This is a genomic window from Acinetobacter sp. TG2027, from assembly GCF_000302435.1.
Taxonomy (GTDB): Bacteria; Pseudomonadota; Gammaproteobacteria; order Pseudomonadales; family Moraxellaceae; genus Acinetobacter; species Acinetobacter pittii.
The window spans coordinates 196,079-211,049 of sequence record NZ_AMJN01000053.1 but is presented as its reverse complement, the minus strand read 5'-3'; the positions used below and the strand labels follow the sequence as shown (position 1 = coordinate 211,049).

General features: G+C 36.6%; 12 protein-coding genes. 7 read left to right on the top strand and 5 right to left on the bottom strand.

The window, feature by feature from the left end:
* Nucleotides 1-2: 2 nt before the first annotated feature.
* Nucleotides 3-1,793: an ABC transporter substrate-binding protein gene (locus tag B806_RS0115130; protein ID WP_079380955.1), complete on the bottom strand. Its 1,791-nt coding sequence runs from the start codon at nt 1,791-1,793 to the stop codon at nt 3-5.
* A gap of 131 nt (nt 1,794-1,924) precedes the next feature.
* Here B806_RS0115130 and B806_RS19780 point away from each other — a divergent pair, with 131 nt between their 5' ends.
* The 6 genes from B806_RS19780 (at nt 1,925) to B806_RS0115100 (ending at nt 7,898) form a co-directional block, all read left to right on the top strand.
* Nucleotides 1,925-2,047: a hypothetical protein gene (locus B806_RS19780; protein WP_125514701.1), complete on the top strand. Its 123-nt coding sequence runs from the start codon at nt 1,925-1,927 to the stop codon at nt 2,045-2,047.
* Between the two features lie 520 nt (nt 2,048-2,567).
* Complete coding sequence (locus tag B806_RS0115120; protein WP_017386842.1) at nt 2,568-5,282, top strand: TonB-dependent receptor; 2,715 nt, start codon at nt 2,568-2,570, stop codon at nt 5,280-5,282.
* 109 nt (nt 5,283-5,391) lie between these two features.
* Complete coding sequence (locus B806_RS0115115) at nt 5,392-6,105, top strand: energy transducer TonB (protein WP_017386841.1); 714 nt, start codon at nt 5,392-5,394, stop codon at nt 6,103-6,105.
* Nucleotides 6,106-6,145: 40 nt separating this feature from the next.
* Entirely contained in the window at nt 6,146-7,027 is an 882-nt protein-coding gene (locus B806_RS0115110; protein WP_079380956.1) for a MotA/TolQ/ExbB proton channel family protein, read from the top strand.
* Nucleotides 7,028-7,042: 15 nt separating this feature from the next.
* A complete protein-coding gene (locus tag B806_RS0115105) occupies nt 7,043-7,465 on the top strand; it encodes a biopolymer transporter ExbD (protein WP_002118000.1) in 423 nt (140 codons plus the stop codon).
* Nucleotides 7,466-7,484: 19 nt separating this feature from the next.
* A complete protein-coding gene (locus B806_RS0115100) occupies nt 7,485-7,898 on the top strand; it encodes a biopolymer transporter ExbD (RefSeq protein ID WP_002117898.1) in 414 nt (137 codons plus the stop codon).
* Nucleotides 7,899-7,950: 52 nt separating this feature from the next.
* Here B806_RS0115100 and B806_RS0115095 read toward each other — a convergent pair whose 3' ends face one another.
* From B806_RS0115095 to B806_RS0115080, 4 genes are all read right to left on the bottom strand, one after another.
* Complete coding sequence (locus B806_RS0115095) at nt 7,951-8,415, bottom strand: GNAT family N-acetyltransferase (RefSeq protein WP_017386839.1); 465 nt, start codon at nt 8,413-8,415, stop codon at nt 7,951-7,953.
* 99 nt (nt 8,416-8,514) lie between these two features.
* Nucleotides 8,515-10,680 carry a malate synthase G gene (locus B806_RS0115090; protein WP_017403201.1) on the bottom strand — a complete coding sequence of 722 codons (2,166 nt, stop codon included), beginning with the start codon at nt 10,678-10,680 and terminating at the stop codon, nt 8,515-8,517.
* 370 nt (nt 10,681-11,050) lie between these two features.
* Complete coding sequence (gene zapE / locus B806_RS0115085; RefSeq protein WP_002117902.1) at nt 11,051-12,193, bottom strand: cell division protein ZapE; 1,143 nt, start codon at nt 12,191-12,193, stop codon at nt 11,051-11,053.
* Nucleotides 12,194-12,270: 77 nt separating this feature from the next.
* Nucleotides 12,271-13,293, bottom strand: a complete 1,023-nt coding sequence (locus B806_RS0115080) for an AraC family transcriptional regulator (RefSeq protein ID WP_017386836.1) — start codon at nt 13,291-13,293, stop codon at nt 12,271-12,273.
* A gap of 121 nt (nt 13,294-13,414) precedes the next feature.
* On the opposite strand from B806_RS0115080, the gene B806_RS0115075 reads away from it, so the two are divergent.
* On the top strand, nt 13,415-14,962 hold the full coding sequence (locus B806_RS0115075; RefSeq protein ID WP_079380957.1) for an NAD(P)/FAD-dependent oxidoreductase: 1,548 nt from the start codon (nt 13,415-13,417) through the stop codon (nt 14,960-14,962).
* Nucleotides 14,963-14,971: the final 9 nt, after the last annotated feature.

Sequence of the window (14,971 nt, the reverse complement as noted above, 5' to 3'; positions counted from 1 at the left end):
AATTATTTTTTAATAGGAGTAATATCAAGATATTGCCAGTTTGTATTCATCATAGGATGAGGTTTAAAACCCTGAACTTGTGGCCGTACTAACCAGTTACGAATTCGAGTTACATGAACAATCCATGGGTTATCAGCTTCAATCTGGCGATTGAGCTTTTCATAATATGGTAGACGTTGTTGCGGTGGTAAATGAATGGCCTGAGTATAAAGGGCATCATATGTTTTAGACTGATAACAAGCATGGTTTCCCTGCCCAGCATTTGGTCCATAAAGCAACTGTGCAAAATTATCTCCTTCAGGATAGTCAGCAATCCATGCCCCACTCCAAATCATATATTTACATTGAGTTGCGGCTTTTAAGTTATCTGCAAAATTACTCACTTTAAAGTCAGCTCGAATGCCAATCGCATATAAATTCTTTTTCCAGAGTTCGGAGTGGATAACTGAGGCCGAGCTATTTTCTGTATTAATTTTTAAAATTAAAGGTTTCCCATTTGGCAAATTTCGATAGCCATCAGCCCCCTTTTTATAACCATAATAATCAAGTAATTTATTTGCTAGCAGCGGGTTGTATCCTACGCTACTTTTATATTTCGGATTATAGCCATTCACACCTTCAGGTATAAACATTTCAGCCCGAACAGCTTGTCCTTTATAAGCCTGTTTTATACTTTCTTTTTGGTTATAAGACAAAGTAATTGCTCTACGAAGAGCGATCTTTTCTGGGCTAAAACCACCAATGACAGGATCACGCATGTTCATCATGGTATAGGTAATTTCAGGTTCCTTATATGGGAAGTGTTTAATTCCTCTCTTCTTAAAAGAAGCTTTAAGCTGATTTCCATCTAAAGCTTGAGGAACAGCATCTGCTGTAAGTTTGTCAAAATCTAATTGACCCGACTGAAAAGCTAACCATCTTGACTGTTGTTCCTCAATAATACTGACCACCACCTTTCCAATTTGTGGCATTTTCTTACCGCTCATTTCTTTAACAAGCTGGTTATCCCAAGGTGTTCCTGTCGACTTAAAGTTCCAGACGAAACCACGATAATCAGGATTGGCAACTAACTCGACCTTACTTCTTGGTACATACTTACTTAACATGTAAGGGCCTGTACCTACGGGATGCATACCAATACGATCACCGTAATAGTCAATAACCTCTTTAGCAACTCCGCCAAAAGTAATATAGGCAAGAATATAAGGGAAATTATAGTCTTGGCGAGTTAAGGTAAATTGTAAAGTATATCGATCAAGTGCTTTGACTCCTGCAATTGGAGCAGCATAATCAAATTTTCCAGTTTTCTTTGCTTGGGCTACAACCGCATCGGCACCTACTAACTTACCATCAATGAATGAAACAGACGGTGCTCTATTTTTAGGATCTAGAATACGTTTAATTGTATAGACGTAGTCTTCGGCTACTAGCTCACGGCGTTTACCTTTAAAAGCGGGATCATTAGTAAAATAGATACCTGGCTTAATTTTAAAAGTATAAACTTTACCGTTTTGTTCCACTTTGGGCAGGCTCTCTACTGTATAGGGAGCTAACTGTAATGGACGTGCTAGATAGTCATATTTGAGTAAAGGCTCAAAAATTGCCTCAGCAATATTAGCACTATAGAAATTGGTGGTTTTAACCATATCGAAGCCATCATCTGGAGCTTCATAGGCAACGTGCAAAATTTTGTTTGGTTGTGCTGGTGTAATTGCGTAAGCACAAGGAACTGATGTAATAGCCAGACTTAAAATGGCGAGCTTAAAAAATTTTAATTTCAAGTTCATACCCACGTAATTAGTTTTTTAAAAGATATTATCCTTTTGAGTAACATCTAAATCTGCATAAGAAAAGTTCTTTTTCAACAGATAAGCCTATTTGGGTTTAATTCTTTACTTTTCTATAAGCATTTTTATTTGAACAAATGGAAAAACAAAGTCAAAAAACCCAATCTTTTGTAACTACTGAAAATAAAGCGAATTTCATGCCATTTATTAATATTCATCGCAAAATAATTAATAATATTAGAAATTCATATTTTTATTAGGTACTTAAAATGGTTTGAACTATATAAATAAAAGTAACTTTTTGCCAAATATTATATTTGCATATGTTAATCATCTAATACCTTAAATGCACAAATAAAATACATTAATGACACATTATGATTCATATTGAGACAAGCCAAATTAACAAACAACTATAAAATAAATAATTGATTTAAAATAAAAAATATAACAAATCCCAGCATTACAAATAGTATAACATTACATATAAAAAGGTTCTAAAACGATACATTTTTATTTATTAAGCATGTGAAGAGTCCAGCAATGTATATTTTTTATACAAAAAAATTTGAAACTTTTGGCCAGCGTTCAAAAATTTTCCAAACGGAAAATTTATTTTTGTTTAATAAAAGATGAACCTTCGTGCTGAAACATAATAAAATCAATATATATCAATATTTTGCATAAACTAAAAAAAGAAAAATATATAGTTGGCACTTGCTTTGCTTAAAAACTTTCCAGCAATATCGCTAACGACAACAAAAAGGGATCAAATCCACGATGAAAAAAAAATACAATGTTCGATCTCAGGCAACCCCCAAGATCAGCAAAACAATTCTTAAATTAAGCACCCTTAGTTTAAGTATGATGTGTCTTACCCTGGCACAGGCAGCAGAAACTGAAAAATCAAGTACTGATGAAAAACCAACAAAAGTCGTAAAAGTTGCTGTTACAGGTTCTTCAATCAAAGGAGTTGCAGCACAAAGTGCTTCCCCCATTACCATCGTAAAAGTTGATGAAATCTTAAAACAAGGGGTAACAACAACAGAGGAAGCATTAGCAAAGATCAGTGCAAACCAATCAAGTTTTGTTACTGCTCAAAATGTAGGTGCTAGTGGAACGGTAGGCTCAGCAGCTGACCTCCGAGGAATTGGTGCCAATAAAACCTTAATCTTACTTAATGGTCGTCGTTTAGCTGCAAATGCTTATGATAGTGGCGTTACGAACTTAAATATTATTCCGCTAGCTATGTTAGACCGTATTGAGGTCTTACGAGATGGCGCATCAGCAATTTATGGTACAGATGCAATTGGTGGTGTAATCAACTTCATTACTAAAAAACAATTTACTGGTTTAAACATCAGTGGAGGTTTGACACAACCAGAGCAAAATGGGGGGGATACACAAGATGTAAGTATATTTGGTGGTTATGGTGATCTTGATGAAAATGGCTTCAATATCTTTGGTGTCGTTGATTATCGACATGGCAACGATGTTATGGCTAAAGATCGTAAAGTTAGTAAACGTGGAGGATTATTACCAGAGTTAGGTATTACAAAAGGTAGCAGTGGTAGTTTTCCTGCTAACTTTTATGACACAAAAACTGGTACCGAAGGAAACCCATATGCAGCTACAGGCTGTGGAAGTAATCCGCTCGTGTACGCTCAAGGTGGATTCTGCCGTTATAACAGTCAAGCAGTGATTGGAATTGTTCCAAAAACTGAAGATATCTCAGCATTGGGGCGTGCTACTTTTAAGCTAAATGACAATTTAAATGCTGTAGCAGAATATGTTTACGCACGTAATGAAATTACTACTTCTGTCGCTCCAGACGTTTTCTTCGATTTAACATTGAATCCTGATAGTAAATATTATCCAGGTAATGGAATTACACCTGCTATGAATAAAGTCAGTGGCCCACTTGAACTTTATATTCGTTCTCAAGCTGGTAATCGTGTTAGTTCTAGTATTAATGAGTCACATCGTGTATTCGGTGGTCTAGAGGGTGAAGCATTCGGTTGGGATATTAATACTGGTGTTACTTATGCTCATAGCGAAGCGGAAGATCGATTAAACAGTGGGTATCTTAACTACAACAGAACTCAAGAAGCTTTAAATAATGGTATTTTAAACCCATTCGGTCCACAAGCACCAGAAGATGCAGGCTTATGGGATACACTAGGAGTAACTGGTGCTTATTTAAAAGCAGATGTTGATTCAACTACTGTTGATTTCACTGCTAGTCGACCTATATTTACATTACCAGCAGGTGACGTTGGTTTTGCAATAGGAGCTAGCTATCGCCATGATGAATGGACCTCAAACGTGGTGCCTGAAGTGGCTAGTCAAGCACCAAGTACAGGGGTTGATCCTGATGAACCTACAAATAAAGGAAAAAGAGATATTAAAGCAGTCTTTACTGAACTGCATATTCCATTACATAAAACATTAGAAGCTCAACTTGCAGCCCGTTACGATGATTACAGTGATTTCGGAGATACGTTTAATCCTAAATTCGCACTTCGCTGGGAACCAATTAAACAATTAATGTTTCGTACCTCTTATAGCACAGGATTTAGAGCACCAACTTTATGGGAAGTAAATGCTCCTAACTCTATAACAAATACTTCAGCGTACTATAATGATCCTGTACTTTGTCCGAATGGCCCTCCTAAAAATCCAGGAGATACTCTTCCACCTGGTGGTGTTGCCAGCCGTGATTGCGAAACCCAATTTGACCGCAAAAATGGAGGAAATAAAGATCTTGACCCTGAAGAATCAAAATCATTTACTGCTGGCCTAGTTCTTGAACCAATTAAGAATTTAGTTCTAACCTTAGATTATTTTAATATTGAAGTTGAAAATCAAATTGCTGCATTACCTGAGAGTGATATTTTTAACAATCCAACAAAATATGCCGACAAGTTCGTACGCAACCCAAATGGAACGCTTAACCATATCATTACTACACAAGACAATATGGGTGATTTAAAAACTTCTGGTGTCGATGTAAGTCTAAATTATATAACCCCAATGACAGCAACAGGTCGATTTGGTTTTGGAATTGATGGAACTTATGTCATTAAATATAAATATCAAAATGAAAAAGATGGAGAATGGATTAGTAGTTTAGGAGCATATGTTGGAGATGCTCCAATTATTCGTTGGAAACATACTGCTAATTTATATTGGAATTACCAAAACTGGGGTGTAAATTTCCAACAACAATTCACTCGTGGTTACGATGACCAAAATTCAAGTTCTTCTGTTGCGGAAGGTTATCGTGATCATAAAGTAAGCGACTATACAATTTATAATATTTCTGGCACATACAAAGGCTTTAAAAATCTAGAAGTTACAGCAGGTATTAAGAATATCTTTGATGAAGACCCTCCTGCTTCAAATGTTGGTGACAACTTCCAAATGGGGTATGACCCACGTTATGCAGATCCTTTAGGACGTACTTACTTTGTACGAGGTACATATAAGTTCTAAATGGTTGTTCTGCAAACATGCCTTTAAACATTGTGTTTGCAGAACAAATACTCATTCTTAGCCAAACAGTCATTTTAAAAATTGTTTGTCTACAGTTTCAGGAGTAACTATGGGCATGACTTTTACAGACATAGAAAATAAATCTGCCAAACGCCTAATTGGTATTGCTGCAGTTATTTTTCTGCATCTTCTTGTTGCCTATATTCTGATGTCAGGTTTAGCAAACAATATTCAAAAACCAGCAGAAAAACCTGTGGAATTACAAATTATTCAGGATATTAAGCCGCCTCCTCCACCAAAGCCGGAAGAGCCGAAACCAAAGGAAAAACCGCCTGAGCCACCAAAAATGGTAGAAAAAGTTGCCAAGGTTCCTGAGCCGCCTAAACAAGTAGAGAAAGTAACAACACCGGTACAAAAAACGACACCAGTGGCTCAACCGACTAAAGCGGCTACCCCAGCTCCTGCGGCACCTAGTACCCCATCACCAAGCCCTGTTGCCGCACCTGCTCCAGTGGCTGCTGCGCCAGCCCCCAAACCAGCTGGTGTAAGTCGTGGTGTTTCAGAGGGTTCTGCTGGTTGTGAAAAACCAGAATATCCACGAGAAGCACTTATGAATGAAGAACAAGGGACAGTGCGTATACGTGTTCTGGTTGATACATCCGGCAAAGTTATTGATGCCAAAGTAAAAAAATCGAGTGGCAGCAAAATTTTAGATAAAGCGGCAACTAAAGCTTACAGCTTATGTACGTTCAAACCAGCAATGAAAGATGGTGTACCTCAGCAAGATTGGTATGAAATTGAATATCCATTTGTAATTGAATAAACAATTGAATTAGCAAGAAATTAAAAAATATTGGAGATATATGATGAAAAAATCAACTCAACCTTTAGTTCGTTTCGCTTCTGCAAGTCTAATCGCAGCTTGCTCGTTACTTCCATTAAGCTCAGTTTTCGCAGAAGAAACAAGCAATACTCCTGTGGCCACAGCAACTACTGAAGCTACTTCAAATACAAATACTCCAACTCCGCCACCAAAGCCTGCAACAAGTGAAACTGTTAAAAACCCTTATGGTCTAGAAGCCCTTTGGCGCGAAGGTGATTTAGTTGCTAAGTCTACCTTATTTATATTAGTACTCATGTCGATTGGAACTTGGTACATCATCATCTCTAAACTATTGCAGCAAGGTAAAGTCAAACGCCAAGGCAAAGAAGCTGAAAAACATTTCTGGGAAGCTACCTCCCTTGATAATGCTGCAGAAGGTTTAGAACAAAGTAGCGCTTATCGCTTTATTGCAGAAAAAGGCATTAATTCAACTAAATCACATGGCGGTTCTTTACTTGAACGAATCGATTTTAATACATGGGTGAGCATTTCAATTCAACGCGCAATTGAGAAAATACAAAATCATTTAGGTGGTGGTTTAGCCTTTTTAGCAACAGTAGGTTCTACTGCACCATTTGTTGGTCTTTTTGGTACTGTATGGGGAATTTATCACGCATTAACAGCCATTGGTATCTCAGGTCAAGCATCTATCGATAAAGTTGCAGGCCCCGTTGGTGAAGCTCTGATTATGACAGCGATTGGTCTTGCAGTCGCAGTACCTGCTGTACTTGGTTATAACTGGCTTACACGCCGTAATAAAGCAGTTATGGAAAATGTCCGTTCATTTGGTTCAGATTTACACGCGGTTTTATTAAGTGGAGAAATTAATACCAATAATTCAGTTAATCGCAGTATTAAATAATCGGGAGCAAACATTATGGGTATGAGTGTTGGTTCTGAAGATGATGACGAAATGATTGGCACAATTAACACGACACCTTTGGTTGATGTCATGTTGGTTTTACTTATTATTTTTCTTATTACTATTCCGGTAGTCACACATACGGTTCCAGTGAAATTACCAGAAGAAAAAAATACTCCATATGCAACCACACCTGAGAATATTCAACTCTCAGTAAATAAAAAAGGCGATATTTTCTGGAACGAAAGTTATGTGCCTAGTAAAGAGATATTACTGGCAAAACTTCAAGCAGTTGCACAAAAAAGACCTCAGCCAGAAGTTCATATTCGGGGTGATCAGCTTACCCATTTTGAAGCGATAGATCAGGTCATTAGTACGACCAAAGAAGCTGGTATTGGCAAAATTGCTTTTGTTACTACCCCTCCAGCCTCCCCGTAATTAACTTAAGGAGAATTTTATGGGTATGAATGTCGGTTCAAATAATGATGACGATGTGATGTTAGAAGTCAACATGACACCTCTTATTGATGTCATGTTGGTACTCATTATTATGTTTATTATTACCATACCTGCACCAAACAACGCGATTAATATTAATTTGCCAAATGGCACACCGCCACCAACAAATGAAAAGCCACCTGAAGTCATTGATGTAAGAATTGATGCGGTAGGCAAAGTATTTTGGAATAACCAAGAGGTTTCTGACCGAAAGGCGCTAGAGACTTTATTTCAAGGTGTTGTTGCTAAAAAAGATCAAGACCAGATCAAACTCAAACCAGACCAGATGGCTGAATATAAGAATGTAGCGATGGTCATGGCTACAGCACAGCGTTTAGGTGTCACTAAAATTGGAATTGTGAGCAGTAACTAATATTGCTTTTCAATATATTTAACTCTATTAACTCCTGCGCTAACTTGAATCTTCAGTTAGCGTTTTTTTGAAGCGAAATATTCAACTCTAAAATAATATCTCCACGCTCATCATATTCTCCAGTTTCTATAAAACCCATTTTCTTATAAAGTTTTCCAGCAATGTTATTAGAAGATTTATACATCGTTCTAATTCGTTTAGCTCCTTTTGCAGCCATTTCATCAATTGCCATTTGCAATGCTTTGGTACCATAACCTTTGGCTTGATGATCTTTGCCAATCATAAAACGAAACAACCAAAATAATGTCTCATCAGGTGGGTCAACTTCGACACAGTACATTAAGAATCCAATGACTCTATCATTTGAACAAATCACTCGTGGACAGTAATGTTCTTCCACTTTAGACTCAGCAATAGAATATACATTTGGTGCAACATAGTCCTTTTGATATTCATCCAACGACAACTTTGCACATAGAATCCAATTCTCACGATTAAGATTTTTTAAGTTAATCAATCTCAAAACCTTTTAGCTATAAATTCCCTTCCTATAAGCACAAAATATACCGAAAATAAAAAAAGCCTCCGAAGAGGCTTTTCTCAAAACAGGATGAAATTAATCACCTGTATAACCTTTTAACTTCAAACGAGCAGCATGAAGTAACGGCTCAGTGTAACCAGAAGGCTGTTCACAACCTTTGAAGATAAGATCAGAAGCTGCTTGGAAAGCAATATTTGTTTCAAAGTTAGCTGCCATTGGTTTATACAATGGGTCATTTGCATTTTGCTCATCAACAATTTTTGCCATACGTTTAAGCACTTCTTCAACTTGTTCACGAGTTACAATACCGTGACGTAACCAGTTAGCAACGTGTTGAGAAGAAATACGTAATGTTGCACGGTCTTCCATTAAGCCCACGTTGTTAATATCAGGAACTTTCGAACAACCTACACCTAAGTCAACCCAACGAACAACATAACCTAAGATACCTTGGCAATTATTTTCAAGTTCATTGTTAATCTCTTCCGCTGACCAATTTGTATCAGGTGCAAATGGAGGTGTTAATAGGTCATCTAATGACAACATTTCTTCAGCTTTTAACTGATCTTGACGTGCTTTTACATTTACTTGATGGTAATGCATCGCGTGAAGAACAGCACCAGTTGGAGATGGAACCCAAGCACATGAAGCACCCGCATTTGGATGTGCAGCTTTAGTTGCTAACATATCTTTCATGCTATCTGGTTTTGGCCACATACCTTTACCAATCTGTGCTTTACCTTGTAAACCACATTTCAAGCCAATCGCAACGTTACGGTTTTCGTAAGCAGCAATCCATTTTTGTGTTTTAACCGCTTCTTTACGAACAACAGGTGCAGCTTCCATAGAAGTATGGATTTCATCACCCGTACGGTCCATAAAGCCAGTATTAATAAAGATCGTACGGTCTTTAGCAGCAGCAATACAGTTTTTCAAGTTTACAGATGTACGGCGCTCTTCATCCATAATACCGATTTTTAACGATTTAGGTGGTAATCCAATCGCCTGTTCAGCACGTTCAAATAACTCTACAGCAAACGCAACTTCTTCAGGACCATGCATTTTTGGCTTAACAATATACATAGAACCTTTACGAGAGTTTTTATTTTCGTTTGTACTACGGATATCAGCAATTGATAACAATGGAGTTACCAATGCATCCATAATACCTTCAAAAATTTCTTCGCCGTCTACCAAAATAGCTGGGTTAGTCATTAAGTGACCTACGTTACGAAGTAACATAAGTGAACGACCATGAAGTTTTGTTGTACCACCAATTAAGTTTTTAATTTCGCGATCTTTATTTAGATCACGAACAATCGTTTTACCATTCTTTTCAATAGATTCTTGAAGTGTACCCTTCATTAAACCTAACCAATTACGGTAACCTTCAACTTTTTCTTCTGCATCGACAGCCGCAACAGAGTCTTCCAAATCTTGAATTGTGGTTACTGCCGCTTCAAATGTTAAATCTTTAACACCCGCTGGATCAGTTTGTCCAATTGGGCTATTTGCATCAATTTCGATAATGACATGAAGACCATTACTTAAAAGTACAACTTCTGAAGGATTTGCTTCTTCACCATTGAAACCAACAAACTGAGCCTCATGAGCTAAACCTGTTTTTGAACCATCTTTCAAAGTTACAACGAGTTTATTTTGCTCAATTGCATATTTTGTTGCATCTGCATGTGAACCTTGAGCAAGCGGGAAAACTTCATTTAAGAAATTCTTAGCGAACTCAATAACTTTTGCACCACGAACAGGATTATATCCTTTACCTTTTTCAGCTCCGCCTTCTTCAGAAATTACATCGAAGCCGTAAAGTGCATCATATAAAGAACCCCAACGGGCATTTGCTGCATTTAAGCAATAACGTGCATTACGTACAGGTACAACTAACTGTGGTCCTGCCAACAACGCAATTTCTTCATCTACATTTTCAGTAGTAATTTGAAAATCTTCAACTTCTGGTAATAAATAACCAATTTCAGTTAAGAACGCTTTATAAGTACCTAATTCAAATTTGTTGTTACGGTGCCATTCATCAATTTTTGCTTGTAATTCATCACGCTTAGCCAATAATGCTTTATTTTTTGGGCTAAGATCGACAACAACTTGCTCAAAGTTCTTCCAGTAAGTTTCACTATCTAAACCAGAACCTGGTAAAGCTTCATTTTCGATAAAATCGTAAAGTTCTTTAGCAATCGCTAACTTGCCTTTTTGAATACGTGCAGTCATTGTCTTTCCTGAAGTTGCTACTTTTTATACCAAGAGAATCCTAGTATACCGATTTAAATTAAGCTGAATACTAATATCACATTCCTAAATAGTAAGCATTTTCCCTTGCAAAACTATTGACAAAGATAAATTTTTCTATAAAGGAAATATTAAAATTCTAACTAGGATTCCCATCAATTTATTCAATATTTAAAGATACTGAAACTAGACTTTTTGTTAACAGACAAAAAGTTTCACTATCTTGTTTTTCTAAAGCGTATTTAGTTATATCAAACTTTGCTCCGTGAAAAAGCACTATTTAATTAAATTTATCTATTTTTTGTTATAAAAAAAAGCGCTCAATCTAGAGCGCTTTTCAGATCTATTTTACTTAAGAGGTTTTTGTAGCATCAATATGTCGGTGTTCAGAATGTAAATATTCATCAGATTGCATTTCTAGCAAACGTGAACGCGTACGTTCAATCTCAAATGCTAACTTTTCACCTTGATAAATATCAATAATACTATCTTGAGACGTTAAAAGTAATTTCACACCTCGATCGTAAAACTCATCGACTAGATAAATAAAGCGACGAGTACCTTCAGATAAGAAATCTGTCAAATGAGGAACATTACTCACTAGAACCGTATTATAAATATTCGCAATTTCAATAAAATCGGCTGGGCTACGTGGTTTAAAGCAGAGTTCAGAAAACTCACACCACAACACATCTTCTGTATGTCCCAAAGTTTCGACAACACGATTATTAATCACAATCGGCTCTTGAGAATGAGCTTGTGTATGGGTTAAAGCACTAAAACGTTCAGCCATCCAGCTTTGTGCTTCATTCGTTAATGGCGATTTAAATAATTGAGCTTGTTTTAGTACACGCAAACGATAGTCCACACCTGCATCTACATTTAAAACAGCACAGTTCTTTTTAACCATTTCAATGGTTGGCAAGAAACGATCACGGTGAATACCATTTTTATATAAGCCATCTGGTGCAATGTTTGATGTTGCAATTAATGTCACACCACGAACAAATAATTTTTGGAATAAATCGCTTAAGATCATTGCATCTGTTACGTTTGATACAAAGAATTCATCAAAGCAAATAACGACAGCATCTTTATAGATTTGGTCAGCTACGATTTCAAGTGGATTACGTTGGCCTGAAAGCTTATTTAGCTCTTTATGAACATGTTGCATGAAATGATGAAAATGCATACGCGTTTTACGGCGAAATGGCACAGATTCATAAAATTGATCCATAAGCCAAGTTTTTCCACGGCCTACTCCGCCCCACATATATACACCTTTAGGTGAAGTTTGGCGACGGAAACGACGGAAAGCTTTTTTTGAGGCTTTATAACGGTTTAAAAGTTCTTTCCATACGCGATCTAATTCTTGCACTGCCTGTGCTTGCGCTTCATCTGCCATAAATTGACCTGAAGCTAAAGCCTCAGCATAGCGTTCTGCTGGGGAAGAAGGTGTGAATGCAGTACTATGAGAAGATTTTAAATTTAACATATCGTTTTATTTCAATTTTAACTGATGAGAGTATAGCGAACATTTTGTTCAACCACATTAGCTTTTAGCATCAAGAGTTACGACGATGACTCTTTTGCATATTGTCGAGGACTCTGTCCAAACCATCGTTTAAATGCATGATTAAATGCCGCCGGTTCAGAATAGCCGAGTAATTCGGCAACAACTTCTATTGAGTATTCCCTATATTCCATAAGCTTCAATGCCTTATTCTTGATAATTTGTTCACGAATTTGCTTATAACTCGTATTTAGCTGTTGCAGTTGATGCCTTAATGTCCTTTCAGGCATTTTCAATGCAAAAGCTGTTTCCGCCATGCTCGGGATAATTCCTTGTTGCAGTTCAAGATAATCTTGCACACATTGTATGATATGTGGAGTTTGATGATCTTGTTGATTTAATCTTGTTATTTCTGCAATACATTTTGATTCATAAATACGATGTGTGATGATATCGGCAGAAGGAATCTTGATTTCAAGTACATCCTTACTTAGGCTAAATGCCGCATATTTACCATTAAAATGTACATCTTCGCCATAATATGCAAAATAGTGTGACAAAGTTTCTATATCAGTAGGTTTTTCAAATGGAAGTTCTATACGCATCGTAGGCATTTGTAATCCCATCATCGTATAAATATCTTGAATAAATTTATAAGTTCCAGAGATTTCACATTGTGCCCGTAACTGGCCAATTTCCGTTTTTAAATCAACAGGCAAATAATTTAAAATGGTCCTCTCATCAGTTTCATATAAAGCCAAGCTACCAAATAAATGCGTAAGCTTTTGATATTTTATACCCTTATTTAAAGCAGTTTGAATATCATGACTTGTAACAAGTAGCATAAGCAATGGGCCGTAACCCGCTAAAGCGTAATGCTGTCCAATAAATAAACCCTTTTCAGGCTCTACATTTTTACTAATTATTTGTTGAATGTCCCATTCAAGACGATCATGAATTGTGGAACTCGGGTCTAAAGCATCGACTTTGATACCTATATCGGCCAAACGTGAGTCGACATCAATGCCAGCATTGCGCATTCCTTGAATTAAATAGATTAAACCAAGTATCGACCGTTTCATTCTTCTATCAATTTCCCTAGACTGAAATGTTTTACTATAAAGAAGCAAGAAAATTAATTGCCGAATCTATCAATTTTCACGTCGATACAATCATGTTTAAACTGATTAAAAAACGTTAGTCTTGCGTGCAATCCTCTTTTCAGCTTATGCAGGGTTTCCAATGCTAAACACAAAGCAAGATGCTATTCAAAAAACTAAAATCGCTATTATTGGTGCTGGCTTTGGTGGCCTAGCAATGGCAATCCGTTTACTACAAAATCAACAGCAAAACTTTGTTATTTTAGAAAAATCAAACGATGTCGGTGGAACTTGGCGAGAAAATCGTTATCCAGGTGCAGCATGTGATGTTCAATCTCATATGTATTCATTGTCTTTTGCACCAAAAACAGATTGGACAAAACGCTATGCTGAGGGACCAGAGATCTTTAATTATATTCAAGACATTACACAGAAATATAAAATTAAAGATTACTGTAAGTTTAACCATGACGTAACTCATGTCCAATATGATGAAACACGTCATGTCTGGACTCTAGATTTTAATGACCAACCTTCTATAGAAGCTCAATTTGTAGTTTTTGCATCTGGTCCCCTACACATCCCACAAATTCCTCCTATCAAAGGGATTGAAAAATTTAAAGGAAAAGTATTTCATTCCTCAAAATGGGAACATGACTATGATTTAAACGGAAAGTCAGTCGCATCTATTGGTACTGGTGGTAGCGCAATTCAATATATTCCTGAAATAGCCAAAGATGTTAAACAGCTCTATGTATTTCAAAGAACAGCTGCATGGGTAATACCACGCGATGAGCGCAAATATTCAAGCTTAAGTAAAGCATTATTCAAATCTTCTAATATTTATCGCCAGATTCATCGTAGTCGTCTTTACTGGAGTAATGAATCTCGCGTTGTACCCATTGTTCAACCTCAAATCATGAAGTATGGCCAAAAATTGGCAGAAGCATTCATCCGTTTTCAAGTTAAAGACAAAGAGTTAGCAAAAAAACTCACACCTGACTTCGTTATGGGATGTAAACGTATTCTTATCTCAAATAAATACTTTCCTACCTTTAACCGAAAAAATGTTGAGCTAGTAACTGATAGTATTCAAGAGATTAAAGAAAACAGTATTGTTACTAAAGATGGTCGAGAACGACCTATTGATTGTTTAATTTACGGTACAGGTTTTATTACTGACCCACGTATTTATTTAAAACATTTCACATGTATCGGACGTAATCAAATCGAGTTAAAACAAGCATGGAAAGATGGTGCTGAAAGCTATTACGGCATTATGACTAAAAACTTTCCCAATCTATTCCAACTGGTAGGCCCTAATACAGTTCTAGGTCATAATTCGATTATTTTTATGATTGAATCTCAAGTGAATTACATTTTACAGCTTATTCAGTTAGTAGAAGAGTCTAGTCAAAAAGCAATTGAGATCAAGCCTGAAATTCAAGACGCCTTTAATGAACGTGTCCAAAAGCAGCTGCAAGGAACCGTATGGCAAGCTGGTGGCTGTAGTAGTTGGTATCAATCTGCCGATGGTAGAAACTTTTCACTATGGCCAACTTACACATGGAAGTACTGGTTAGAAACACGTAAAGTTAAGCCCAAAGACTACTTACTTTTAAATAAAAGCTCACAAAGCTATGCAGTTTAAAATGTTCAA

What these genes read in the sequence shown, in the direction of transcription:
- B806_RS19780 (WP_125514701.1), top strand. Translation starts at nt 1,925, where the DNA reads ATGGAAAAACAAAGTCAAAAAACCCAATCTTTTGTAACTACTGAAAAT.
- B806_RS0115115 (WP_017386841.1), top strand. Translation starts at nt 5,392, where the DNA reads ATGGGCATGACTTTTACAGACATAGAAAATAAATCTGCCAAACGCCTA.
- B806_RS0115110 (WP_079380956.1), top strand. Translation starts at nt 6,146, where the DNA reads ATGATGAAAAAATCAACTCAACCTTTAGTTCGTTTCGCTTCTGCAAGT.
- B806_RS0115105 (WP_002118000.1), top strand. Translation starts at nt 7,043, where the DNA reads ATGGGTATGAGTGTTGGTTCTGAAGATGATGACGAAATGATTGGCACA.
- B806_RS0115090 (WP_017403201.1), bottom strand. Translation starts at nt 10,680, where the DNA reads ATGACTGCACGTATTCAAAAAGGCAAGTTAGCGATTGCTAAAGAACTT.
- B806_RS0115080 (WP_017386836.1), bottom strand. Translation starts at nt 13,293, where the DNA reads ATGAAACGGTCGATACTTGGTTTAATCTATTTAATTCAAGGAATGCGC.
- B806_RS0115120 (WP_017386842.1), top strand. Translation starts at nt 2,568, where the DNA reads ATGAAAAAAAAATACAATGTTCGATCTCAGGCAACCCCCAAGATCAGC.
- B806_RS0115100 (WP_002117898.1), top strand. Translation starts at nt 7,485, where the DNA reads ATGGGTATGAATGTCGGTTCAAATAATGATGACGATGTGATGTTAGAA.
- zapE (WP_002117902.1), bottom strand. Translation starts at nt 12,193, where the DNA reads ATGTTAAATTTAAAATCTTCTCATAGTACTGCATTCACACCTTCTTCC.